General features: G+C 41.8%; 25 protein-coding genes and 2 tRNA genes. 20 read left to right on the plus strand and 7 right to left on the minus strand.

Translation table 11 applies throughout. From position 1 onward, the window contains the following. The 4 genes from WC473_04760 to WC473_04775 all read left to right on the plus strand — a co-directional run. Window positions 1-1,607: hypothetical protein (locus WC473_04760; protein MFA5125099.1), on the plus strand; the 1,607-nt coding region annotated here is incomplete at its 5' end. Beyond that, the gene (locus WC473_04765) at window positions 1,594-1,839 is read left to right on the plus strand and encodes a hypothetical protein (GenBank protein MFA5125100.1); all 246 of its coding nucleotides are present in this window, start codon (window positions 1,594-1,596) and stop codon (window positions 1,837-1,839) included. The genes WC473_04760 and WC473_04765, both read left to right, overlap by 14 nt. Window positions 1,840-1,843: 4 nt before the next feature. Continuing rightward, complete coding sequence (locus WC473_04770; protein ID MFA5125101.1) at window positions 1,844-2,413, plus strand: peptidoglycan recognition family protein; 570 nt, start codon at window positions 1,844-1,846, stop codon at window positions 2,411-2,413. 6 nt (window positions 2,414-2,419) lie between these two features. Beyond that, window positions 2,420-2,638 carry a hypothetical protein gene (locus WC473_04775; protein ID MFA5125102.1) on the plus strand — a complete coding sequence of 73 codons (219 nt, stop codon included), beginning with the start codon at window positions 2,420-2,422 and terminating at the stop codon, window positions 2,636-2,638. A gap of 147 nt (window positions 2,639-2,785) precedes the next feature. On the opposite strand, the gene WC473_04780 is transcribed toward WC473_04775, so the two are convergent. Next, entirely contained in the window at window positions 2,786-4,255 is a 1,470-nt protein-coding gene (locus WC473_04780; protein MFA5125103.1) for a recombinase family protein, read from the minus strand. Between the two features lie 397 nt (window positions 4,256-4,652). Between WC473_04780 and WC473_04785 the strand changes: the two genes are divergently transcribed. Together WC473_04785 and WC473_04790 are read left to right on the plus strand one after the other, a co-directional pair. Continuing rightward, window positions 4,653-4,859, plus strand: a complete 207-nt coding sequence (locus WC473_04785) for a helix-turn-helix transcriptional regulator (GenBank protein MFA5125104.1) — start codon at window positions 4,653-4,655, stop codon at window positions 4,857-4,859. Window positions 4,860-4,896: 37 nt separating this feature from the next. Continuing rightward, window positions 4,897-5,943 carry a hypothetical protein gene (locus WC473_04790; GenBank protein ID MFA5125105.1) on the plus strand — a complete coding sequence of 349 codons (1,047 nt, stop codon included), beginning with the start codon at window positions 4,897-4,899 and terminating at the stop codon, window positions 5,941-5,943. Between the two features lie 189 nt (window positions 5,944-6,132). On the opposite strand, the gene WC473_04795 is transcribed toward WC473_04790, so the two are convergent. After that, on the minus strand, window positions 6,133-6,816 hold the full coding sequence (locus tag WC473_04795) for a hypothetical protein (GenBank protein ID MFA5125106.1): 684 nt from the start codon (window positions 6,814-6,816) through the stop codon (window positions 6,133-6,135). Between the two features lie 144 nt (window positions 6,817-6,960). Here WC473_04795 and WC473_04800 point away from each other — a divergent pair, with 144 nt between their 5' ends. From WC473_04800 to WC473_04820, 5 genes are all read left to right on the plus strand, one after another. Beyond that, window positions 6,961-7,782: a hypothetical protein gene (locus WC473_04800; GenBank protein ID MFA5125107.1), complete on the plus strand. Its 822-nt coding sequence runs from the start codon at window positions 6,961-6,963 to the stop codon at window positions 7,780-7,782. Between the two features lie 74 nt (window positions 7,783-7,856). Next, window positions 7,857-9,626 carry an ABC transporter ATP-binding protein gene (locus WC473_04805; protein MFA5125108.1) on the plus strand — a complete coding sequence of 590 codons (1,770 nt, stop codon included), beginning with the start codon at window positions 7,857-7,859 and terminating at the stop codon, window positions 9,624-9,626. Window positions 9,627-9,784: 158 nt separating this feature from the next. Continuing rightward, the gene (locus WC473_04810) at window positions 9,785-12,538 is read left to right on the plus strand and encodes an HAD-IC family P-type ATPase (GenBank protein ID MFA5125109.1); all 2,754 of its coding nucleotides are present in this window, start codon (window positions 9,785-9,787) and stop codon (window positions 12,536-12,538) included. A 23-nt stretch (window positions 12,539-12,561) separates the two neighbouring features. After that, window positions 12,562-12,996 carry a septum formation initiator family protein gene (locus WC473_04815; protein ID MFA5125110.1) on the plus strand — a complete coding sequence of 145 codons (435 nt, stop codon included), beginning with the start codon at window positions 12,562-12,564 and terminating at the stop codon, window positions 12,994-12,996. Between the two features lie 28 nt (window positions 12,997-13,024). Continuing rightward, a complete protein-coding gene (locus WC473_04820) occupies window positions 13,025-14,584 on the plus strand; it encodes a peptidylprolyl isomerase (GenBank protein MFA5125111.1) in 1,560 nt (519 codons plus the stop codon). Window positions 14,585-14,628: 44 nt separating this feature from the next. On the opposite strand, the gene WC473_04825 is transcribed toward WC473_04820, so the two are convergent. Further along, a tRNA-Thr gene (locus WC473_04825) sits at window positions 14,629-14,701 on the minus strand. A gap of 19 nt (window positions 14,702-14,720) precedes the next feature. Continuing rightward, window positions 14,721-14,791: transfer RNA gene (locus WC473_04830), tRNA-Gly, on the minus strand. Between the two features lie 42 nt (window positions 14,792-14,833). Between WC473_04830 and WC473_04835 the strand changes: the two genes are divergently transcribed. The 8 genes from WC473_04835 (at window position 14,834) to cysS (ending at window position 20,811) form a co-directional block, all read left to right on the plus strand. Beyond that, the gene (locus WC473_04835; GenBank protein MFA5125112.1) at window positions 14,834-15,661 is read left to right on the plus strand and encodes a septal ring lytic transglycosylase RlpA family protein; all 828 of its coding nucleotides are present in this window, start codon (window positions 14,834-14,836) and stop codon (window positions 15,659-15,661) included. A gap of 40 nt (window positions 15,662-15,701) precedes the next feature. Continuing rightward, entirely contained in the window at window positions 15,702-16,388 is a 687-nt protein-coding gene (gene ftsE, locus WC473_04840) for a cell division ATP-binding protein FtsE (protein ID MFA5125113.1), read from the plus strand. A 3-nt stretch (window positions 16,389-16,391) separates the two neighbouring features. Then, complete coding sequence (locus WC473_04845) at window positions 16,392-17,309, plus strand: permease-like cell division protein FtsX (protein ID MFA5125114.1); 918 nt, start codon at window positions 16,392-16,394, stop codon at window positions 17,307-17,309. 139 nt (window positions 17,310-17,448) lie between these two features. Next, window positions 17,449-17,580 (plus strand): hypothetical protein, encoded by a 132-nt coding sequence (locus WC473_04850; protein ID MFA5125115.1) that lies wholly within the window; start codon window positions 17,449-17,451, stop codon window positions 17,578-17,580. Window position 17,581: 1 nt separating this feature from the next. Beyond that, window positions 17,582-17,803 carry a hypothetical protein gene (locus WC473_04855; GenBank protein ID MFA5125116.1) on the plus strand — a complete coding sequence of 74 codons (222 nt, stop codon included), beginning with the start codon at window positions 17,582-17,584 and terminating at the stop codon, window positions 17,801-17,803. Window positions 17,804-17,887: 84 nt separating this feature from the next. After that, entirely contained in the window at window positions 17,888-18,940 is a 1,053-nt protein-coding gene (locus tag WC473_04860) for an MraY family glycosyltransferase (protein ID MFA5125117.1), read from the plus strand. Then, window positions 18,916-19,359: a DUF192 domain-containing protein gene (locus tag WC473_04865; GenBank protein ID MFA5125118.1), complete on the plus strand. Its 444-nt coding sequence runs from the start codon at window positions 18,916-18,918 to the stop codon at window positions 19,357-19,359. Before WC473_04860 ends, WC473_04865 begins: the two co-directional genes overlap by 25 nt. Before the next feature lie 36 nt (window positions 19,360-19,395). Beyond that, window positions 19,396-20,811, plus strand: coding sequence for a cysteine--tRNA ligase (gene cysS, locus WC473_04870; GenBank protein MFA5125119.1), 1,416 nt, complete (start codon window positions 19,396-19,398; stop codon window positions 20,809-20,811). 44 nt (window positions 20,812-20,855) lie between these two features. Here cysS and WC473_04875 read toward each other — a convergent pair whose 3' ends face one another. From WC473_04875 to WC473_04885, 3 genes are all read right to left on the minus strand, one after another. Further along, a complete protein-coding gene (locus WC473_04875; protein MFA5125120.1) occupies window positions 20,856-21,071 on the minus strand; it encodes a hypothetical protein in 216 nt (71 codons plus the stop codon). Between the two features lie 65 nt (window positions 21,072-21,136). Then, complete coding sequence (locus tag WC473_04880; protein ID MFA5125121.1) at window positions 21,137-21,586, minus strand: hypothetical protein; 450 nt, start codon at window positions 21,584-21,586, stop codon at window positions 21,137-21,139. Window positions 21,587-22,100: 514 nt separating this feature from the next. Further along, window positions 22,101-23,216, minus strand: a complete 1,116-nt coding sequence (locus tag WC473_04885) for an aminotransferase class I/II-fold pyridoxal phosphate-dependent enzyme (GenBank protein ID MFA5125122.1) — start codon at window positions 23,214-23,216, stop codon at window positions 22,101-22,103. Window positions 23,217-23,395: 179 nt separating this feature from the next. On the opposite strand from WC473_04885, the gene xerA reads away from it, so the two are divergent. After that, on the plus strand, window positions 23,396-24,199 hold the full coding sequence (xerA, locus tag WC473_04890; protein MFA5125123.1) for a site-specific tyrosine recombinase/integron integrase: 804 nt from the start codon (window positions 23,396-23,398) through the stop codon (window positions 24,197-24,199). The last annotated feature ends 7 nt before the right edge of the window (window positions 24,200-24,206 follow it).

Consider the following 24,206-nt stretch of genomic DNA (forward strand, 5'->3'; position numbering starts at 1 on the left):
AATCTCGAACACTCGATGATACGCTCGTAAATATCAATAGTTACTTCCGCAAGACTCACGGCGTGAAGCTTTTTGAGCAAGATGCATTCAAAGCGTTTGGTGCTCGTAAAGCCGAACATGTCAAAGCCATAAATACCTACGACTTTCTAACCGATGTCGGGAAGCAATTCGGGAAACAAGCCGAAATGGTCACCAAAGAATACAAACATCCGATCAGCGGACAGATGGTGAAAAAAGAGACTGCAAAACCAATCTTCGACAATGGAATGCGGTATATCGAAAGTACTGTGCCTCAACTCAAAGGCGTACTTCTGCCCGAGCAGATCGTGAAGCATGTTGAGGAAACTTATAAGGTGCTGACAAGCGATGAAGCGACAAAGGGATTCCTTAAAATCTACGACAAAGCTCTCGGATTCTGGAAAGGGTCAGTGACCGGATGGTTTCCAGCATTCCATGTTCGAAACTCAATTGGTGGAATTTTCAATAACTTTATAGCCGGAGTCAAAAACCCTGCTCGGTATCTCCAGGGCGATCAGATTGCTCGAGGAGTCAAAGGAACGATCACAACCAAGCTGGGTACGAAATACACCTATCAGCAAATAAAAGAAATTGCCGAAAGGCTGGGAGTGGTAAACCAGCCAGGTTACTTGGATGTGATGCGTGAGGTCGAAAAAGATGTCAACAAAGGTGCTGTCGGTAAACTTATGGATTTGCCTAAAAACGCAATGGAGATCACTGAGAACCGATTGCGTCTGCCTCTATTTGTGGATCGTTTAGTCAAAGGTGATGCACCAGAGCAAGCCGCGAAGTCAGTATTCCAATTCCACTTCGACTACGCACCGGAAGCACTCGCACCTTTCGAGCAAAACATTATGAAGCGACTGTTGCCATTCTACCGATGGACTCGTGGCAACATCCCACTTCAGCTTGAGCAAATAGTAAAGCAACCCGGTAAGTACGCTTCAATCGGCAAGCTTGTAGACAACCTTCAAGTCGACAAAGAAAAAGCCAAAGAGGAATTCCAATATCTACCTCCATACATGAGAGAGGGATTGCCGGTCCGACTTGGTGAGAAAAACGGATTCTCACAATATCTATACGGTCTCGGTCTGCCAGTCGAGGATATAAACCGCCTCTACAAAGGAAGCCCACAGAGAACCTTGGCGAGCATGGTCGGTGAACTATCACCAATTCTGAAGTACCCGATTGAGGCGGCCACAGGACAGAACCTATTCACTGGTGAGCCGATCAAAGAAGGAAGCCGTGTCTATCCATTCGTGAATGCGATTCCCGGACTGCGTGACTGGTTAGAGGTTAACGAACATAAAGATAAAAGCGGAAATGTCAGCTATCGAGCGAATGCTTATAAACTTCATTTCTTGAACACAGCTCTTGGTCGCTTCTACACCACAGCCGGAAAACTCTCCGATGACAACACATCAGGAGTCGTGAAGTTTCTGTATGGACTCGTCGGTGCAAAAGCAAAATCAGTCGATATGGAAAAAGAAAAATTCTGGCGTGATCGTGATGTCCAAGACCGAATCGAGGAAAAATTGGAGGGTAGAGGTCTCATCAACAGATTCGACTCGGTATATGTACCGAAATAATTATATGGAAAGAACAGCCTACCAAAACAAAATACAAGACGAGCGTCTCGACCGTGTAGAAAAGACGGTGAATGAAATCAAAGACAACCATCTCATTCACATTAAATCTGACCTCACTAAAGTCGGAACTGATGTTGATTGGCTTAAGCGTTTCTTTTGGATTATCGCCACCGCATCGATCGGCGGTCTCATTACAGCTGTCGTCAATTTATTACTAACCATTAACAAATAACAACATGAACATCATTCAAAAAAAGTCTCCTAACTGCTGGGCTGGTCGCAATGGTTACCGGCCGGAAGCGATAGTCATTCACATTATGGACGGCACGCTGGCCGGAACCGATGCGTGGTTTACAAACCCAGCATCGCAAGTAAGTGCTCACTATGGCATCGGGAAAAACGGCGAAGTTCATCAGTATGTCAAAGAGGAGGATACTGCTTGGCACGCTGGTCGTGTCGATGCACCAGTTTGGAAGTTTATAAAACCAAAGATCAATCCTAACCTCTATACGATTGGGATCGAACACGATGGAAAACCAAACGACATCTGGACTGAGGCAATGAAACAAGCGAGTGCGATGATGATCCACGAGATATGCCAACGCTGGCAAATTCCGGTCGACCGTGATCACATTGTTGGCCACTTTGAGATTTATTCTAAAAAGCCCAATTGCCCGGCAACCGACAAAAGAATATTGGACGAACTTGTTGCCCTTGCCGGAGGCCACACACCAAACACTTCAGTCGAGGAGGGTGTGAGAAAAATTGAGGAAGGACTGGCAATCATTAAAAAGATAATTTATTAAACCACTATGACAACACCACAAAAAGAAGCTTTAAAGCACCTAGCGATCGTTTTTCTTTATTCCGGAGTATCGGCAATTCTGCCGATCATTTTGGCCTATGTAGAGAATGATCCTCGATGGACATTACTAATACCGATCATAAACTCGGCTTGGTATGCTGTCAGCCGATACCTTAAGGAAAGGAAGCTGATTGAGGAAATGGATATGAAGGGTGACGCTTTTTAGCTAAATTAAGCAATTTTGAATTAGTAGACCTTTTGAGCAAAAGCCGGAACCTCAAAGGAGGCTGGATTTTCCTTGTAAAATAACCTTAAACGGCGTATAATTTTATCAATACGGCCATAAGATAAGGCCTTTAAGGCGAATACCGGTTCAAACTTCCGGACATCGCCACCGCATAGTGAGATTTTCGTAATTGTCAGGAAGATTTTTCAGAATTCGCCAACCGGTTTTGGCCTGAAATTCAAATTTTTTGGCTTCCAAAATGAAGTTCGAGCCGATATTTTTTAGAAATGCTCGGATTTGCGAATTGTCGCCCCGCGACAATAGAATTTTGGCTTGGCTACTTGCTAAAATCATTTCTTTCATGGGTTCGAGCCAATTATTTCCTTTTTGGGCAAAATCTTTGATTTGTTGATTTAACTCAAGCTTCTCAATGAGAAGTTTTTGTTTTTTAGTGTGGTATTCCTCTGGCTCGATATTCTTGCCTTCAATAAACAAATCAAGCAGGCGCTCCATGGTTTGCTCGATTTCTGTTTTTCTCACCTCAAGTTTTTGCCCAAAAATATCGCCATCTTTTCTGGCTTGCTCTTTTTCCAACTCAATCTCGGCCAGCATATTTTTTGCCCAATCATCAGGCAAAGAAACTTTTTGAATCATCTCTTTCATTTGTTCAACAAGTGATTCTTCACGCAAGTATTTTTCATCGCAAGCTTGCTTTTTCTTGGTACAGCGATAATAGTTGTGGCCTTTCTGTTTTTCCGCAGTGATGAGGCAATCGCACTTGCCACACTTCATCAGTCCAGAAAAAGCAAACTCGTGCTTTCGTTTTCTTTTCTTCTTGCCTCGGTTGCTCATCACTTGTTGAGCTTCATCAAAAAGTTTCTTGGAAATAATCGGCTCATGCGTTCCCTCATGTATTTCGTCGTTAAACTTGAATAGTCCGTAGTAAATTGAGTTCTTGAGCATTCTTTGGACACAGGCCACGGCCAGAATATTGCCTCGGTAGCTTCTTAGTCCCGCTTGGCTAACGACATCTCTTAAGGCCTTTAGAGTGTATTCACCCGTAGCGTAGAGCTCAAAGCATTTCTTGACCAAAGGCGCCCTTTCTCGGTCAAGATCAATGCCTTTGGTCTGGTGGTTGTTCAGATAGCCAAGCGGGGCAAAGACTGGCCAAATCCCTTTCCTTAGCTTAGCCCGATGACCTCGCCGTATATTCTCACTTAGATTGTCGATGTAATACTTGCTTTGGCCAAAGGCAATGTTCATCATGAATTTTCCTTGCGGCGTGCTGTCAAACCAAAAGGTGGGGAATTTGAGGTCTTTAATCTGGCCTGTGTCCAAAAGATAAATGATTTTGCCCCCGTCGATTGAATTCCTAGCGAGTCGGTCCGGGTGCCAAGCCAAAATTCCTCCGGCTTCGCCGGCGCAAATCCGATCCAGCATTCCCCCGAACACCGTTCGGCCAGGTTCTTTGGCGGTTTTCGCTTCGCAGAGCGAAGCGGCGATTTCCAGTTTTTCCTTGGCGGCAAATTCCTTTAATTCAGCAATCTGGGATTCAATGCTTAAGACCTGTCGTTCTTCGCTATCGGTGGACTTGCGAGCGTAAATAAAGTACTTCATATTATTTGAGATTAGACTAATAATTTTTTAAAGCCCGCTTTTGGCAATTCTTTAAGAATTAGAAGCCAAAAAATTTGAATTTCAGGCCAAAACCGGTTGGCGAATTATGAAACTTCTGCCCGAAAACTGGGCAAATACCGATTGGCGGAGTGTTTACGAAAAAATTCGAACCGATTTCACCCCCAAAAATTGATGAGCGGGCGGATTTCCTCCCCCACCCCCTCCATCCGCCCGCCCTTTCGGATTGAAAACCGCCAAAGAACCTGGAAAAAATATCGGCTCGAACTTCATTTTGGCCAAAAGCGGGCTTAAAAAAATTAAAGACAAATGCCATAGTTGTATTATACATCAACGTTGATATATCACGCAAGAAAAGAGTATAATATACCCATACCTTATGAAAGACATCCATCAAAAATTCGTTCAAAACTTCAAAAAATACCGCGAGTTAAAGGGCTGGTCGCAAGGCGAGGTGTCGCGCAGATTAGGCGTTGACAAGAGTTACATTTGTCGCATAGAAAAAGGCGAAGTCAATCCGACTTTGGATAGTATTAATAAATTAGCTCATGTCTTAGGCGTTGAGGCGTGGGAGATGTTAAAATAAATATATGCTGGAAAAATACAGGACGAACGAATCTAATATGATCAATGAAGCTGAAAAGTTTTCGTCTGCACAGGAAGAAAATATTCATATCGTAGAAAATAAGGAATTGGGTATTTCTTATCAAGACACTCTTCAAGAGTTGCCTTCTGAAATACAAGAAAAAACTGGGGTTAAGAGAATAAGAAGGAGAGAAGTGTTAACTTATCCTGAGGGATTTTGCTCTGACGGCTCTTGGACGGCTGAAAATTCTCTTTGGCTGTTTTTAACAGATGGGAGATTCCCGTCATATAAAACATGGAATCATGTCATGTCTGCTGATTGGCAAAATCCCAATGGGGAGGCTGCTATTAGAAGATTTAATGAGCGAGAAGATGGAATCTTTGATGAATTCTTTCCGGCTCAAGAATTTCGAACCAACCGAGCCCAAAGTTTTTTTGAGAGAACGGAGGGTAAAATTGAAATGATTGATCGTGACGTACAAATTGAAGACGCAAGAGAAATGCCTTCATATTTCCCAATGAGTATTATGGACGGAGGAGAAATATGGGGTTCTGTTATTAATGCACCAGTTTTTGTCTTTGGTGGTCAAAATAAGTTATTTGTTGATTACATTAATTCCATAACTAATAATTCAGAAACGAGAAAAATGTTAGAGTTAAGTGGATGGGTTGCTGGTTCACCAAGGGAGTTGATTACCAGAGACTCCCCAGATTTTGAGAAATATAAAAGGTTGTTTCGTGGTCATGAAGCCATTATTCGACCTAAAATTGATTTTCCCCAGGAATATCTTTCTGATGGATGGGTTAATTATCCTGAATTTGATACTGAAAACGATAGAAGAGAATTCAAAAGAATTAAAAACGCGGTAAGAGTTGCGATAGAAAGTTGTAAACCCTATGATATTGAGATTAGTTCATGTAGATGGCTTTTTGAAGAAAAAGATGTTCTGTATTATCAGAGTTTCCCTCCGCATATTCCCGTAATAAGACACCCAGATATAAAACCGCTAAGATGGAGTCATTCAGAATTAGCCGTAATTCCAAAAGAAAAGAAGTTAGAAATAGCATTTTTTGAAACGGAATAAAAGAATTTCCCGCCAAAGAAAAACTGGAAATCGCTAATTCGAAAGGACGGGCGGATGGAGGGGTTGGGGGAGGAAATTCGCCCGCTCATCAATTTTTGGGGGTGAAATCGGTTCGAATTTTTTTGTAAACACACCGAAAAAAAAATAAAACATCCGTCGTAGCGGATGTTTTTGGTTAAGGTTCGATGGTTATAGTCTATCTTCCGGATTCTTGGTACTATTGCGTGGTTTTTTTTGAAAGGCTTCAGATAGTAATTTATCAACATCCACCCTCTCGGGTAGGGCGGTTTCCATCTCATAATTAATGTTTTCTTGCAATAGCGGATCAGTTTCTTCTATTTCTCCCGGTTCAACTAGTTGGTCTTCTTTCATGAGCCGTTTTATATCATCCTCAATAGCCTCATTTAATTCTCTATAAGCATCTTCCATGATTGTTTCGATTGAGATGATAACCTTTTCTCCTTCGTCGCCATTTTTATAATCCGTTCCTTCCGGTAGCTCCTTGCCTTGTTCTTGATTTTCTATAACCTCTCCGGTTAACTGTATGATATGATCAAGAATATTAAGCCAAAAGCCTAGGGCCGAAATAATAGCTAAAGACGGATCGACGTGGTTAGCATGTATGAAGATACTCTCCTCAACCAGTGGCGTTGTAATGGCGGTGGCAAAGAATGATTGGGAGTTTTTTAACCCCGGCAGTTGAGTGACGCTAATGGCAATTTGGATAGCAGTAAGATTATAACGATCCGTAAAAAGAGGACCAAAATTATCAACAACTTGCTTCATTACCTGGGCATTCAAGCCGTTGTGCGTAACCGCAGTTATTAACACTCCCGTCTGTCCCCAGGCAAACCGTGTTTCCTCCATCTTCATATCCCTACCTCCTATTTTTGTTTGATTTTTCGTTTTAAAGGGCGTTATTGATTTGTAATATTATATCCTTCTCAGTAATATTTTGTCAATAATTTTCAAAAGTGTTATAATAAACTAAGACGACTAAGCTTAAACTCCAAACATATGATCTGTTTTAATTGTAAACGCCAAATACCGGATAACGTACCTAACTGTCCTAACTGTGGCGCGCCCGTAGTGCCTCAAGTTCAAGTGGGTAAGGAAATAAGATTCAGACGTTGGCAAAGATGGTTTTTTTACGGCGTGATCATTGTTTTATTTATCGCCGAGACTGCTTATGCGGCTAAAATTTATACCGATAACGCCGCCTTGCTGTCTGCTTCGGTGCAGTTGCAGTCATCACTAAGGCAATCTCAAACCGAATTGGAAACAGTTAATCAGACTCTGGCCAGCAAGGATGCCCAGCTGACTAAGAGCTTGACTGATCTGGCTAAAATGCAAGAAGACGTTAATGCCAGCCAGAGCGCCATTGCCTTGCAGACCCAGAAAGTTCAGGACTTAATCCAGCAAAAAGATGAGGCCGTTAGGATTTATAATACTTTCAAGTCGGCCTTGGCTAATATTGATCCCGATGCTTTTTATACGATTTTAAATCGTGGTGTGGCTATTAGCGCCAAGGATTTGGTGCGTATTCCTTTAGGTCAGGCCGGAACCAGTGGCGAAGATGTCAGTATCAAACAGCCAGTTGATTTGAAATTCGCGGCGAATTTTAAAGGCAAGATCCTTCTGCTTGATGGCGGTAAAACTGGTGCCTGGTATGTTTCGCCGGTTGACGGCAAACGTTATTTCTTGGGTCGAGCCGCCATTGATTTGCAAGCGCTTAAAGGCATCAGCGAGATAATCTCCCCTGCCGTATCCGCGGCTGCCGCTAACAGCGCCTTGACGCCTTCTTCTGCTGTATCTGTTACCGCAACTTCTACCCGTTAATTGGATTATGCCGGGAGACGTTGCGTATCTCAGCAGCGTCTCTTTTTATTTGAATTTTATTCATTTTATGCCCTATGAAAGATAACACCAAAAAAACTTTACGCCATTATTGGCAAGCTTCCAAAAAACATCCCTGGACCATGTCCTTGGCTTTTGGCGGCATTATCGGCGGCACTATTTTAGAGGTGGTCTCGCCCCTGTATTATAAACAATTATTTGATTTATTGACTTTGCCGGCGGAGAAAACTGATATTTTTCCCGGCATTGTTTGGGTTCTTGTTATTATTGCCGTTATTTCTTTGGTCCGTTGGTTATTGAAGCGAATTAATGTTTTTTCCGCCAATCATTTTGAGGCTAAGGTAATAACCGAGCTGAATAATTCTTGCTTTGAATATCTGCATAGGAATTCCTTCAGTTATTTTAATAATAATTTCGTTGGTTCGTTGACTAAGAAAGTCAAATGGTTCGTCTCTTCTTATGAGAGTATTGCTGACCGCATAATTTGGAGTTTTGCCCCTCTGGTCGTTATGCTTGTTTTTATCACTATTGTTTTATTCGGCGTTAATACTTGGTTGGGCATATTGGTTATCGTCTGGTTGGTGGTTTTTCTGGCCATCAATTGGTTTTTTACTAAATTCAAACTCAAGTATGATATCAAGCGAGCGGAATTAGACACTAAGAGCACCGGCATCTTGGCTGATACCATTACCAATAACGCCAATGTTAAATTATTCAACGGCTATAAGCGCGAGGTCAAAGCTTATGCTCAAGCCAATGAAGAATTGCGTCGGGCTAAGGTTTGGGCTTGGGATTTGGGCGCAGTATTTGATTCGGTTCAGGGGTTTTTAGTAAACGGCCTGCAAATCGGCATCTTGGCCTATGCTGTTTACTTGTGGTACCATGGCGAATTCACTATTGGTGATTTTGTTTTGGTTCAGTCTTACTTTAATAGCATTACCGATCGTATTTGGGATTTCGGCAATAATATCAGGCGTATTTACGAAAATCTTTCCGATGCCGAGGAAATGACTATTGTTTTGGATACGCCTCATGAGATAGTGGATATTCCCAAAGCTAGAAAATTGCAGGTTGACAAGGGGCAGATTATTTTTGATCATGTGTCTTTCGGTTATAGTGATGGCGCCGGAGTGCTTAAAGATTTTGATTTGCATATAGCGGCGCATCAACGTCTGGCAGTGATTGGGCCGTCCGGCTCAGGCAAATCAACTATTGCCAAGCTGATTTTACGTATGCATGACATTAACGGCGGCGAGATTCTAATTGATGGTCAAAATATTTTTCGCGTAATGCAGGAAAGCTTGTGGCAGAATGTCTCATTAGTGCCTCAAGAGCCCATGTTGTTCCATCGTTCGCTTATGGAAAACATCCGCTATGGCCGGCCGGAAGCGACTGATGCCGAGGCGATAAAGGCGGCTAAGGCCGCGCATTGCCATGAATTTATCGCTAAAATGCCCCAAGGTTATGAAACTTTAGTGGGGGAACGCGGGATTAAACTGTCCGGCGGTGAACGCCAGCGCGTTGCCATTGCCCGAGCCATCTTAAAAGATGCTCCAATTTTGGTAATGGATGAAGCCACTTCCTCGCTGGATTCGGAATCGGAAATGTTTATCCAAGATGCTTTGAGTAAATTAATGAAGAATAAGACTGTGATTGTCATTGCGCATCGCTTATCTACTATTCGTAAAATGGACAGGATTATTGTAATTGAAAATGGTCGGATCATTGAAGATGGCAGTCATGATGATTTATTAAAAAAATCCCATGGGGTTTATGGCAAGCTGTGGGGCCTGCAAGCCGGCGGTTTCATCGGCGGTAACGATTAAAGGCGTTATGACTAATTGAAATCATTATTTTTCATCCCATTCGCTGAATTGCGATTGGGATGTTTTTATTTTTAAATATTTTTTTGATTGATTTTGAGAAGCAAGTTGTTTTGTGTTATAATATAGGCAGACAATATTATTACAAAACATTTTTTATCATGAAGAGCAAGAACAAAAAATCTAAAACTGTTTTACAGCCGTCGACGAAAGTTGAAAAGGGGATTGATGGTTATTTAACTGATGATAATTGGCATAATCTGGAAGCGAAGGCTTGTTTTAAGCTTTTGAATTCAGCTATTGACGGATTATCGGCTGAAGAGGCGCAAAAACGATTGGATCAGTTTGGCAAGAATGAGTTGAGTCGGGCCAAATCAGCTTCATCTTTGATGATTTTTTTGTCTCAATTTAAATCACCCTTGGTTTATATTTTACTTGTCGCTGTCGTTATTTCTGTTCTATTGCAAAAATGGCCCGATGCCGTAGTTATTGCGGTAGTAGTGGGTATCAATGCCTGGTTCGGCTGGTTTCAAGAAAATAAAGCCAATCGGGCGTTGGAAAAATTGCGAGCTATGGTTGTTTATTATGCTACGGTTTTTCGCGATGGACGGCCATTAGTGTTGCCAGCTACCGGGCTTGTCCCTGGTGATGTCGTCGCTTTAAAAAGCGGGGATAAAGTTCCGGCTGATTGCCGTCTACTGGAGATTTTTGATTTGCAGACCTCGGAAGCAACCTTAACCGGTGAATCGAATCCCGTAAGCAAAGAAATAAAAAAATTAAATCAGCAGACAACTCTGGCCGACAGAAAGAATATGGTTTATTTGGGTACGACTGTGGCGCGAGGCAAGGGGCTGGCTGTTGTTTGCGCTACCGGTGGTAGAACGGAGTTTGGGAAAATTGGTAAAATGCTAGAGGGGATCAAGGAAGAAAAGACATTGCTTTTTAAACAATTGGAGCAATTCAGTCGCTTATTAGCTTTGGCAGTCGTTGTTATCTGTTTGATTATATTGGTTATGGGATTGTTCAGGGGATACGGAATCGGGCAGATGCTTATTATTGCTGCCGCTCTTGCCGTCGCCGCCATTCCTGAGGGATTACTGATTTCTTTGACTATTGTTTCTGCTTTGGGTATGCAACGGATTTTACAGCACCATGCTTTAGTACGTCATTTGTCGGCCACAGAGACCCTGGGTCGTATCTCAGTGATTCTAACGGATAAGACCGGAACTCTAACCGAGGGACGCATGAAAGTAGCCCGTTTGCTTACAGCTGAAAGAGAGTTTTCTATTACACCGCTTCAAGAGTCGTTGGAGGGAGGGGATGAAGCTAAAGAACTGGCATTATTAGCTAAAATTTCCCTATTATGCAGTTCTGCTCGGATTGTTAATCCGGAAGCCGCATTAGCCGAGTTACAGATTATAGCCGATCCCACTGAACAGGCACTGGTTTTGTCCGGCTTGGCCGCCGGTTTCAATAAAGAGGAATTGGATAGCGAATATCCTAAAATGGCGGAAATACCCTTTGATTCTTCGCGTAAGTATATGGCCACCTTGCATCGGCATAAAATTGACGGGCATAGTCATATCTTTGCTAAAGGTGCGCCGGAAAAGATTTTGCCTTTTTGCAACCGAGTCCTGATCGGCGGAGATAAACGGAAAATGTCTCCAGAGCAGACGAAACTTCTGAAGGTCAAAGTTGAAGAATTAGCCAAAGAAGGTTTACGTATCTTGGCTTTGGCCTATGATACAGCCAATCATTTTAATCGGTTGGATGAAAAATTACATGATCTGGTTTTTGTCGGCTTTGTCGCTCTAAAAGATCCCCTGCGGGCAAATGCCGCTAAGGCTGTGATTGATTGTCGCAATGCCGGTATTAGGACGGTTATTGTAACTGGCGATCATAAAATTACAGCGCAGGCGATTTACGCTGAATTGGGATTGGGGCGAGGTCGGATTTTGACTGGTGAAGGAGTGGATAAATTGACTGAAGTGCAATTGATGCGGCAATTGCCGGAGATTGATGTTTATGCTCGGGTGGAGCCGCGGCATAAGTTACGCTTAGTTAACGCTTGGCGCAATTTTGGGAAGGTAGTGGCGATGACCGGCGATGGCATTAATGATGCGCCCGCCCTAAAAGCCGCTGATGTGGGCATTGCTTTAGGTGGTGGCACTGACGTGGCCAAGGAAGCCGCTGATGTGGTTTTACTGAATAATGGTTTTGACGTGATAGTGGAAGCGATCAAGGAGGGGAGGAACATTTTTGATAATATAAAAAAAGTCACTCTATATCTTTTTTTAGGCAGTTTTTCAGAAATTATTTTGTTGGTCGGAGCTTTATTTTTAGGATTACCCTTACCGTTAATCGCCATACAAATGTTGTGGATTAATTTAATTGATCATGGCTTGCCTAACTTGACTTTGGCGGCTGAAGCCGGCAATGGCGATGCGATGGCCTATCCTCCAGCCCCGCGAGAACAGCCGATTTTGGATAATAAAATGAAGTGGATGATTATTGTAGCGGCGTTGATGACTGATGTTTTACTTTTATTGATTTATATTGTTCTAGAGATGCAAGGAGCGCCCTTGGCTCATATCAGGACGATAATTTTGGCTACTTTGAGCGCTGACGCCCTGCTTTACGCTTTCAGTTTGCGCAGTTTGTATCAGCCGGTTTGGCGGCAAAATCCTTTGGGCAATCAACCGTTGTTTTGGAGCGTCGTCGTATCTTTTGTTCTGTTATTTGTTGTTATTTATACGCCGTTTTTTTCCAGTATCTTCGGATTAACCCCATTAGATCTTAATGATTGGCTGATAATTATGCCCTTAGCTGTCTTCAAGTTAATTATGGTGGAGATTATGAAAGATTTATTATTTCACCGAGAACCAAATGGCAACATCATTAAGTTTGCGGCTTAGAAGAGCTTTATGTTATAATAACTATGTCGTTAGAAAATTCTGAAGCAAAACAAAAATTGTTTTTTAGATTTTTGTCGATTGTCGGCATCGTTATTATTTTACTTTTAGTTGTTTCTTTAATTCGCGAGGTAATTAATCGGAATAAGATTTCTTCGCGGATTAGTGATTTACAAACTCAAACTGATGATTTGAGAAGGCAGAATGACGATTTGCAATATAGGATAGATAATTGGAATTCCACCAGCGAGTTGGAAACCAGCGCTCGCATTCAGTTGGGATTAAAGAAAGCAGGGGAGAAAGCTTTTGTAGTCATGCGGCCGGAGAATCTTGGTGTTTCAACCACTTCAATCGAGGAAGTAGTTATCAGGGATAATCAGGATTTATTGGAGTTGGTTGAAAATTCCAGTCAAGTTAAAGAATCAAATCCGGAGAAATGGTGGAGATATTTTTTTAACTAATCTTAACAAATATTCTTTATAATATTATATGCCTAAAAAATCTAACCTTTCCCCGGCAAAAAAGGCGCAACTGAAGCAAGAAATAATGACTGCTTTAGAACCCAAGACCAGCCGGGCATCCAGTGAAAAAAATCCCACATCGGAGTCGGCGCCGACCAAAGCATTTGTTCTGGGGTCAATTAAGCCTAAGCCGATTTACCAAGTTAAGAGCGGGTTAGCTCAAATTAAAGCGACAGCAAAGCCTGTCTCGCCGATTGGCAGTCAGCCGGCAATAACAGCAGAAAAGATCCTGGCAGGTCAAACAGCATCCGTAAAAGCCAAGCCACTGTCCAAGGCCAAAGCCCAGAACGTCGTAATCGCAAAAACAAAAATCAAACCGGCCAAAATAAAGAGAAATCCAGCTAAGTCGATTAAGCGAAAATCAAAAATCAAGCCAATAAAGCCGGCAGAGCCGGTAAGTGCTGTTTCTGCCATAAAAACTCCGGCTATTGCAAAAATTGTTACCAAGCCGGAAAAACACGCTTTTTCTTTCGGACCGCGTGTCGCCCCCGATTTATCTTGGGCTAAACCGAAGAAAGAAGAATCGTTAGAAAGCTTATTTAAACGTCCAGTGTCGCGATCAATGCAACCGGCTAAGGAGAAAGCCTTCTCAGTCGGCAAGGATGCGAGGAAAAAATCCCATCGCTGGATCAAATTATTAGTTTTTTTCCTTTTAGCCGTTGTTCTAGTAACAATTATTGATTTAATCGGCATTTATCGTTTCGGTTTTAATGATTCAGTCAGCGTCGAGGCGGCTAAAGTTTTGCATTTGCCGGCAGGCAATGTGGACGGTCAGATGATTTCCTTGAGTGATTATTACAGTGATGCCAAACTGTTAGACGCCGCCTTAGCCCAGAAGCGTGAAGGTTTGGATGTGTCATTATGGACTCAAGAAAATGACAAGATCTTTTATCGTTTAGCAGTAGAAGAATTAATGGCTAAGGAACTCAAACGTTATAACAAATCAATTACCGATAAGGAATTAAATGAGAATTTGGACGCTCTGATTGCCCAAGCCGGATCGCGTGAACAGGCCGAATCCATGGTACAAAGTAACTGGAATCTCACCCTGGAGCAATTTAAGGATAAAATCCTTAAACCGGTGATGATGCGGGAGTATCTGCGTGAGGCCATAGTAGGCGACGAGTCTTTACCGATAAGCCAAACGGCCAAGCAAGAAGCGGAGCAGGTGTTGAAATTAGCTTTAACCACGACCACTGCCACTACTACTGATTTTGCCGCCTTAGCCAAACAATATACCGATGATGAAGCGGGAGTGAATACGGGCGGAGAATTTGGCTGGGTGGTCAGAGGCCAACTTGATCCTCAATGGGAGGACGTTTTATTCGGCGTCGCCACTAATACGGTTTATAAGCAATTGGTTAAAAGCCGCTACGGCTATCATATAATTAAAATTGAAGGCAAACTGATAGACAAGACGACCGGCAAGGAAAGTATCAATTTGCGTCATATTTTGATTGAAGTCAATGTTGACCAGTATATCAAGAGTTTATTAGATAAAGCCAAGGTCGTTAGATATATCAAATAAAAAAGAAACGCCCGATCAGGCGAATCTTATTCAATCTTTATCTAAGCCAAGAGGGAGATTCGAACTCCCGACCCACGGTTTACGATACCGTTGCTCTACCAACTGAGCTATCTTGGCAAATTTATTTTTTATTTTTAGCGGGTAACGAGAATCGAACTCGTGCCTCAACCTTGGGAAGGTCACATTCTACCACTAAACCATACCCGCAATAACAATATTATTATAGCAAATTTACTTAAAAAATCAACTATGGGAAAAATCGGAAATCATTGTTTTAGCCGGAGGGAAGGATTACTTTTTATTTTATTGATTGTCAGTTGCACCGTGTTTGGTTTAACCTGTCACTTTGCCCAAGCCGAGGATTTGACCGTAATTGATTTAATACCGGCTGTCAGAAAAAGCAATTATATCGTTAAGTCGCCGGACGGCGTTTTGACTTTCCAGGTGGCTAAGGGCACTAGTACGGCGAGCGTCTCTTTTAAACTATTATCTTTGGTTTCGCAAACAGCTATCGCTAGCTCGACTTACGTTTTGCCGGAAAAAACCGAAGCAGCGTCAGACATTTATTTTTTGGATATTTCCACTTCCTCCGATTGGAGTTTTATACCGCGAGTAATAATGTCGTATCCGGGCGATAGCAACTTACGTAATATTTATTATTGGAATGATGCTGATAATCAATTCAGGAAGCTTGATTCAATTAAAGATTTAAAGAAATATACGGCTACCGCCGATATTGCTTTTCCCGGCAAGTTGATTTTTGTTCTGCTTAAAGAAGTGGAATCAGTCGGACGCGCTTCCTGGTACGTGCATCCCAAATATCGTCAGGAGTTGATGGCCGCTTCCACTCAGTTTTCTTGGGGCGCTAAGGTGCTCGTGACTAATTTAGCCAATGGCAAGCAGGTCGTAGTAACAATTAAGGATTGGGGGCCGGATCCGGCCGTTCATCCCGATCGGGTAATTGACTTGGGTAAAGAAGCTTTCAAGAAAATTGCTTCTACCAGAATGGGAGTTATTGATGTGAAGGTTGAACCGTACCAAAATCCGACTGCAACCGTAGCAGTCAATAAACAATAATACGGTTTTGTCTTGTGTCGAAAACTGATAACCAAAATTAATTTCCATGATCCATCTTGTAGACGTCTCAAAAAAATTTCCACCTACCACTGAAGCGCTCAAAAGTGCCAATATTCATATTGAACCAGGAGAATTTGTTTCTATTGTCGGTCAATCCGGCTCGGGCAAGACTACTATAGTCCGTCTGCTTATTGCCGAACTCCCGCCCGATAGCGGTCAGGTGGTAATCGGCGGTTGGGATATCACTAATATTAAAAAGCGCAATATATCGTCATTGCGTCGGCAAATCGGCGTGGTGTTTCAAGATTTCAAGCTGTTACCCAAGAAAACTGTTTTTGAAAATGTGGCTTTCGCTTTGCAAGTCGCCGGCGCCACTAAGAGCCGTATTCAGACGGTGGTGCCGCAGGTTTTGTCCATTGTTGACCTGCAGGACAAATTGGCGCGTTATCCGTATGAATTATCCGGCGGAGAAAAACAACGCGTGGCTATCGCTCGCGCCTTGATCCATCGTCCCAAAGTGCTTTTAGCCGATGAACCGACAGGCAATCTGGACGCCCTAAATACCAAAGATATTATTGATCTGCTATTAAAAATCAATGAATTCGGCACCACGGTTGTGATGGTGACCCACAATAAAGAAATTGTTAATTCCCTTAAACGACGCGTTATTACTTTGGACGACGGCCTAGTGGTCGGAGATCAAAAAGTAGGGAAATACGTAATTTAATTTATGTTTCTTCTGACTTTAAATCGCTCTATTCTCTTTGCTCTGCAATCTTTTTGGCGTAATATCTGGCTATCTTTAGCTACGGTTTTTGTTATCTTTTTGACTTTGATTTCGGTTAATTTGCTTTTGGTAGTTAATGTTATTTCCGACTCAGCCATCGTGGCAGTCAAAGATCGTATTGATGTTTCGGTTTATTTTAGACCGGAGGTTAGGGAAAGCAAAGTCGCCGAAGTCAAATCTCATTTGGAGGGGTTGCCTCAGGTTAAAAGCATTATTTATCGTTCGTCCGAAGATAATTTGGAGGCGTTTAAAGAAAAGCATGCCGGTGACGTCAAAATCCAAGAAACGCTTAAGGAGTTATCCACTAATCCCATGAGCGCCACCCTGGTAATCAAAGCCAAGGATCTCAAGGATTATCCGGAAATCCTGAAAGCGATTGATGACCCGTCTTTCGCTGGATTGATCGAGGAAAAAAATTATGATGATAATCAATTGGTTATTTCGCGCATCAACGGCATCGCCGATACGGTGCGCCGCGCCGCTTATTTTGTTATCGGCATTTTTGCCCTTATTTCTATTTTGATAATTTTTAATACGGTTCGCGTGGCCATTTTTACTCATCAGAACGAAATCGGCATTATGAAATTGGTTGGGGCTTCCAATTGGTTTATCCGTTCGCCCTTTGTCCTGGAGAGCGTTATTGCCGGAATTGTCGCAGTCTTTATTACTATAATCTTTTTCTACCCCTTACTATCAGTATTACAACCGTATGTTTCCAGTTTTTTTGTCGGCGCCACTTTTGATTTGACCGGTTATTTTAATACTTATTTTGTTTATATTTTCGGTACGGAATTGCTGGCCATAACCGCAGTAAATATTATTTCTTCTTCAATCGCTATCGGTAAGTATTTAAACGTCTGAATTCAGCCGAGGTTCAGTCGTATTGCTGTCGGAATTTTTCGACAGTTTTTTATTTGACAGGCGGGATTTTTTATGTTAGGATGATTTGAACTGTACATTTATAGTTTTAAGGGTAACAATCGGAATAAGGAGAAAATCAATGAGTTTGTATAAATGGTGGTCTAAGCTTATTGCCGCTTACAGTGGTAGCGGTCTTAGCTACGTACCGTGTATTGAGTCAGGCCGGCAAAGGCGGAGAGCGGCTAAGCGCCATAAGCATGGGGATAGTTAATATGTGGCCGGTAGTTTGTAAGCTGATTATGGAGCTTCTATGCATTTTGTTCGCGCTTTTTGTCTTTGTCTTTTTTGTCGGTATCAAAGTCAAATGCGCGGAATGCCATACCGAATTTTACAGTTATTTATCGCGTTGCCCGTCCTGCGGTCTGAAGGCAGGCGATTTGCCCGAGGAAACACCGCCTCCTCCGTCCGATAAAGCGGAACAGCGAGGCGAATAATAGCAATAGCACTTTATTGGGATCAGTTTGACTGGTCCTTTTGTTTTTCTTGAATTTTAGCCAAGATTTTTGTATAATTATGGCATGAACGATAATGATTTCATCATTTATTTTGGCGCTATTTTGCTGTCTTTCTTGTTGGCTGTCGGCCTGACTCCGTTAGTCAAACTGGTGGCCCGGCGTTTTGATATTATGGATAAACCGCAGACAGCCGAACGCAAGATCCATCATAATCCGGTGCCTTTTATGGGCGGTTGGGCGATATTTTTGTCGGTTTTTGTCGGCGTTTTTGTTTTTCAATTTTTTAATTTGGCGGATTTTTCTTTAATTAATGACCGCCTGTTATGGGGGATTTTTATTTCTTGCTTAATATTGATGATCGGTGGCACAATTGACGACAAATACAGTCTCAAACCGGAACAGCAGATATTTTTCCCCATTATCGCTGTTGTTGTTGTCTTATTGTCGGGGTTGCATATAACTTTTATCACTAACCCCTTAAGCCAATCCGGAGCCATTCTGTTTATCGGTAAATATCTGGGCATAGCCATTGTATTCTTTTGGCTTTTGGGCATGGCTTATACTACTAAATTTTTGGACGGTTTGGACGGTTTGGTGGCCGGTATTGCCACTATCGCCGCCTTATTTATATTCTTAGTTTCTCTGCGTTGGGATACGGCTTTATCGGCGACAGGCATTTGGGCTTTGTTGCTTTTGGGGGCATCGCTTGGTTTTTTGATTTATAATTGGCGTCCGGCTTCAATTTTTTTGGGCGAAGGAGGATCTGTATTTATCGGTTTTTTGTTGGGTATTTTATCCATCGTTTCCGGTTCTAAAATTATTACCACATTACTGGTGATGGGTTTGCCGGCCTTGGATGTTTTATTGGTGATTGTCCGTCGCTTGATTTCCGGCAAATCGCCGTTTGCCGGCGATCGCAATCATTTGCATTATCGTTTGCTTAATTTAGGTTTGTCGCACACCCAGGCGGTTTGGCTTCTGTGGCTGATCGCTTTGGCTTTTGGTTCGTTAGGCATTATTTCTACCAGTTACGGCAAAATGATTTTAATCATCTGCTTGATGCTGGTGATGGCTATAATTTCCACCGCTTTATGGGTCAAGTCAAAAAAATCTTAGCCGGTTCATTTCTATTTGCCATTGGCCTTGTTTTAGCCGGTTGCGTGTTTGATTCTCCTGACAAATCTTTGACTCTCGGCGGACATGAAATTAAAGTGGAGATAGTAGATACTGCCGTTAGTCGAGTTAATGGTTTATCCGGGCGCGAATCTTTGTGCGCTTCTTGCGGTATGTTGTTTGTTTATGACAATTCCGCCAAGCGCGCCTTTTGGATGAAGAATATGAATTTCCCCCTGGATATTATCTGGTTGAATGATAATAGGGCTGTGGGTTTCAGCGAGGCGCTGGAGCCGGAAGGGGAGGAACCGTCAAGAACCTACGCTTCGCCCGAACCAGTTGATATGGTTCTTGAGGTTAATGCCGGCTTCGTCGCCAAAAATGGGATTAAAGCAGGCGATCCAGTTCAATTAGGCAATTGATGATTGATTATAATTTGCTCTCAATAGAAAAATACTATGTTAAAGATTTACAACACCTTAACTAAGTCGCAGGAAGAATTCAAACCGCTCAAGAATAAACAGGTCGCTTTTTATCAATGCGGGCCGACCGTTTATTGGATTCAGCATATCGGCAATATGCGCGCCATGGTACTGGCCGACTTGATTTGTCGGTCGCTGGTTTATCTTGGCTATAAAGTGAAGTTTGCCCGGAACTATACTGATGTCGGTCACTTGACCAGTGACGAGGACGAGGGCGAGGACAAGATGATTAAAGCGTCTAAGCGCGAAGGACTAACGCCGGAGCAGATAGCCGATAAGTATATCGCGCAGTTTGAAACTGATGTGACTGACTTGAATTGCTTGCCTCCTGATTATAAACCACGAGCTACGGAATATATTAAGCAAATGCAAAAAATGGTGCAAGTGTTTTTGGATAAGGATTATGCTTACGCCACTGATTTGGCAATTTATTTTGATATTACCAAGGCCCGGGATTATACCAGGTTGTCCGGTCAGAAATTGGAAGAAAATCAGGCTGAAGCCGGTAGGGGCGAAGTGGGTGATTCGGGGAAGAAAAATTCGGCGGATTTTGCCGTGTGGTTTTTTAAGGCGGGCGCGCACCAAAATGCCTTGCAGACTTGGCCGTACAAATTTAGTGTTCAAGATAAAATAATAGAGGGTGAGGGGTTTCCCGGTTGGCATCTGGAATGTTCGGCCATGAACTACAAGATTTTTGGTTCGACGATTGATTTGCATATGGGCGGTATCGAGCATGTGCCCGTGCATCATACCAACGAGATTGCCCAAAGCGAAGCTTTTTCCGGCAAAAAATTTGTGGATTATTGGTTGCATAACGAGCATCTTAATGTTGATGGCGGCAAGATGAGCAAATCTGACGGCACGGCCTATTCGGTAGCCGATGTCAAAGCCAAAGGCTATGATCCGCTGGCCTTGCGTTATTTTTTCTTAGGCGCACATTATCGCAGTAAGCAGAATTTTACCTGGGAGGCGCTTGATGCCGCTCAATCCGCTTTGAATAATCTTCGCACGCAATTATTGTCATTCCGACCGAGCCGGCCGGACGGCGGGCGAGTGGATAAACCGCTTAAAAACAGATTCATCGCCGCTTTGGAAGACGATTTTAATATTCCTCAAGCCTTAGCGTTGGTTTGGGAAATACTCAAGGACGACCTGCCTGATGCGGAAAAACATGCAACGATAATTGACTTTGATCAAGTTTTAGGTTTGGATTTATCGCAACTTAAAGCGGAAGAAATTCCCGCTGAAATAAAAACTCTCGCCGAGGCGCGTTGGCAGGCTCGACAAAGTAAAAATTGGGCAGAATCTGATCGTTTGCGTGACGAGTTATTGCAAGCTGGTTGGCAAATGGAAGACGGCAAGAATGATTATAAGTTAAAAAAATCTAAATAAAAAACACGGCTAAATCGTCGTGTTTGGTTAAAGTGCCTTCTAGCTTAACTTTTTCTTTTTCTCTTAATAGTTCTTTTAGCGGCTAACAGTGAATCACCGCGAAAACCAAGGAGCCTCAAACCGAAAATTATATTGCCATGGATTATATCTTCAATACTTCTAAAAGGGGTGACAGGCTCCCCAAAAAATCCCCTTTTATTATAGCAGTAATCAAGCCAGGTTTTTTCGCCATGCAAATTGATGAATTCTTCCTTAGTCATCAGTAGCCTCCTTTCCGTAGCGTTTTTAAAATTCAATTAATCCTTTCCTTGAATCAAATAATGTTTCAAGACCTCTTCACTCCTAATTCAGTAAGTATTCTCCAGAGATCGGCGGCAGATAAGAATATTTGCTCACCCCTCAACGATCGGGAATTAATTGATAGGGAATAAGCCGGCTGTGACCTGCCATCGACTACTTCTAAGGTGTTTCTAATGAATCCGGCAATAATAGCTGTATCGCCAAAAAATCCCCCCTCAATTCCCTTATTGGCTCGGACAAATTGGAATTCAATTTTCCAATTACCGCCGGCAGTCTCCGCTTCCTTACCGACATTATTTCCTGTAGTGGCAATAAATTGCCGTACAGGAGCTTCTTCGTAGGTTACCTCCCACATTAAGACAGATGGTTCGGCTTCGCACCATGCTTCAAATTTTCTAAATAACATGCTTCCCGATACGGTATTGTTAGTGACTTCAACCTTAGTAAAAGCTCTTTTGGAGATCTTGGAGTTCATTATTAACCTCCCTTCGCTTATTCTTATTATCGGTTAGTGTTTATTCCAAGTTTTTTAAGTTTTAAGGTTCTTTTTGCTGATTATTCAGTTTACTTAATAATAGTGAAAAAGTCAAGCCTGCGGTTAGCGGTAATTTTTGTCAATCTGCCTTATTAATCTTGCCAGCAATGCTGGCATGTTTTGGTATTTTAGTTCTGATTTACAGGTTATTTTTATCTTCTTTTATGCCCATAATTATTGCGCCCGCCACTATCAGGATAATTAAAATTATAATTATGATATTTATCATATTTTGCAAGTTAAAAAGTAATAGTTGACGCCGAATTATATTTTACAGAGAAAAGCGAATCTGGGAAAAACTCGAGCTGAGAGTTTTTCCGCATACTTGGTGTTAAACGATCCAAGCCCTGCCTACGTTATATGTTTTCAAAAGAAAAAGGCAGAGCGAGAGCGCAGCGTGGCTTTAGCGTATTTTTGAGATTTTTTACATCGATTAAAGAAAAATTTCTATTCATTAATAAGTCTCTTTTAGATACTCCTCTAACTTTTCCAATGCTTCTGGCATGTTTTTACGGGCAAAACCAATTCTAAAGTAATTACCTTTGAAGTCATAAACTTTGGAGGGGAGCAACATTACTCCTTTCTTTTCAACAAGATCAAGGCAGAAGTCTGAAATATCAATATTTGCTTTTAACGTCGGAAAGCCAATCGGCCCAGCCTTTGGTCTATGCCACTCAAAAAGTTTTGCGTGTTTGGCAAAAAATTCATCCAGTATTTTGAGATTGTTTTCAATAATCCCTATGTTTCTTTTGAGAATTTTATCTTTTGCTCTCAAAGCCATAATAGCCAAAATTTCACTCGGCGCGCTACTGCAAATAGTTGTGTAATCTTTGTAAGTAGCAAAACTTTTGAGTAAATCAGAATTTTTTGTAGTCAGCCAGCCAATTCTCAACCCAGCTAAAGCAAAACTTTTTGACATCCCGAATAGAGAAATGGCGTTATCATATAGGTCGCATGCTGATGAAGTCCGATTGGCTTGATCGTGTTCAAGAAATCTGTACATTTCATCAGAAAACACGATGATATTTTTTTGCCTTGCTAAATCAATAATCTCTTTCAATTCTTTTTCTTGTAATGCTACTCCCGTTGGATTATGGGGAAAGTTTATGACGATGAGTTTTGTGTCATCTCTAATCAGGCTTTTGAGGTCGTCAATATCGAAAATCCAACCATTTTCATTTTTCGGTGTCCATTTTGATACTTTGCAACCGAGAGAATTCGCGATTTCATACAAAGATTGATAGCCCGGAAATGTGGTAACAACATGATCGTCTTTTTTAAGGAGATTATTCATGGCAATAAAAATTCCTTCTTCTGGTGTTATCACTAACACCTGTTCAGGTTTGATGTTTTGATGAAGCTTGGCAATCTCCTTGCGCAAAAGTGGATGTCCTTGAGATTCTGTGTAGCCGAGCTTGAGTTCGTTCCATAGTTTGAGCGAATTCTCGTCAGCCATTGCCAGAAGTTCTTTTTGGGTAAGAGCTTCGCAATCAGAACAAGACAATAAATAAGGAGCTGAAAACTCATATTTTGCGAAGTATCTTTCTAATTTGAATGGTTGGATTTTCATTATCATAAAGTCAGAGGAGTGTATATAAAAATTTTTCTTAATTTCATATAACTAGTGATTATACGAATTGTTTTCGCATAATATGTATATATTGATTATTTTACGAATAGTTGATATAATCAATTAGTATATAATAGTATATAAATTATAACCTTTTTGTCTTATTTATGCAAAATTATTTGGATAAAACAATAATTGAGCTAAAAATCAGGAATTATAGTCAAAAAACCATCAAGAGTTATATCCATTATTTGGGTGACTTTCTAAATTTTGTTAATAGTGATCCTGTAGCGGTAAATTCTGCTAAAATTAAAGAATTTATTTTACTTAAGCAGGGGAGCGGCTATTCCTCCCAGACAGTTAATTTGTGCCTTAATGCCATTAAGTTTTTTTATCGCGAAATTCTAAAAAAACCTCAATATATTGATTTGAAATTAGCCAAAAAAAATAAGCGGTTGCCGGTGGTCTTGAGTCGGGGGGAAATAGATTTAATGATAAATAATACTGATAATGAAAAACATAAGTTGATCTTAGCTCTGGCATATGGCGCCGGTCTTAGGGTTAGCGAGGCGGTTAATTTAAAAATCAAAGACGTTTTTCTTGATGAATTGACGATTAAAGTGGATCAGGGCAAGGGCAGGAAAGACCGCCTGACGATTATGCCGGAAAAAATTAAAGGTAAATTGGCCGCACTTATCGGCAATCGCTCAGGCAACGAGTATCTGTTTGAGAGCGAACGCGGCGGCAAATTGGCGGAAAGAACTTTGCAGGCGATTTTTGCTAAAGTGCTTGAAAAATCAAACATCAAGAAAGAAGCCACCTTTCATAGTTTGCGTCATAGTTTCGCCACTCATTTGTTAGAAAACAGCACCGATGTCCGTTATGTGCAAGAACTTTTAGGGCATCAGAATATTCGCACTACGCAGATCTACACTCATGTTACTAATCCAAGTATTAGGAATATCAAGAGTCCCTTGGTATAACGCAAAA

This window comes from Patescibacteria group bacterium, assembly GCA_041650895.1.
Lineage (GTDB): Bacteria > Patescibacteriota > Patescibacteriia > 2-01-FULL-39-33 > 2-01-FULL-39-33 > CAISTG01.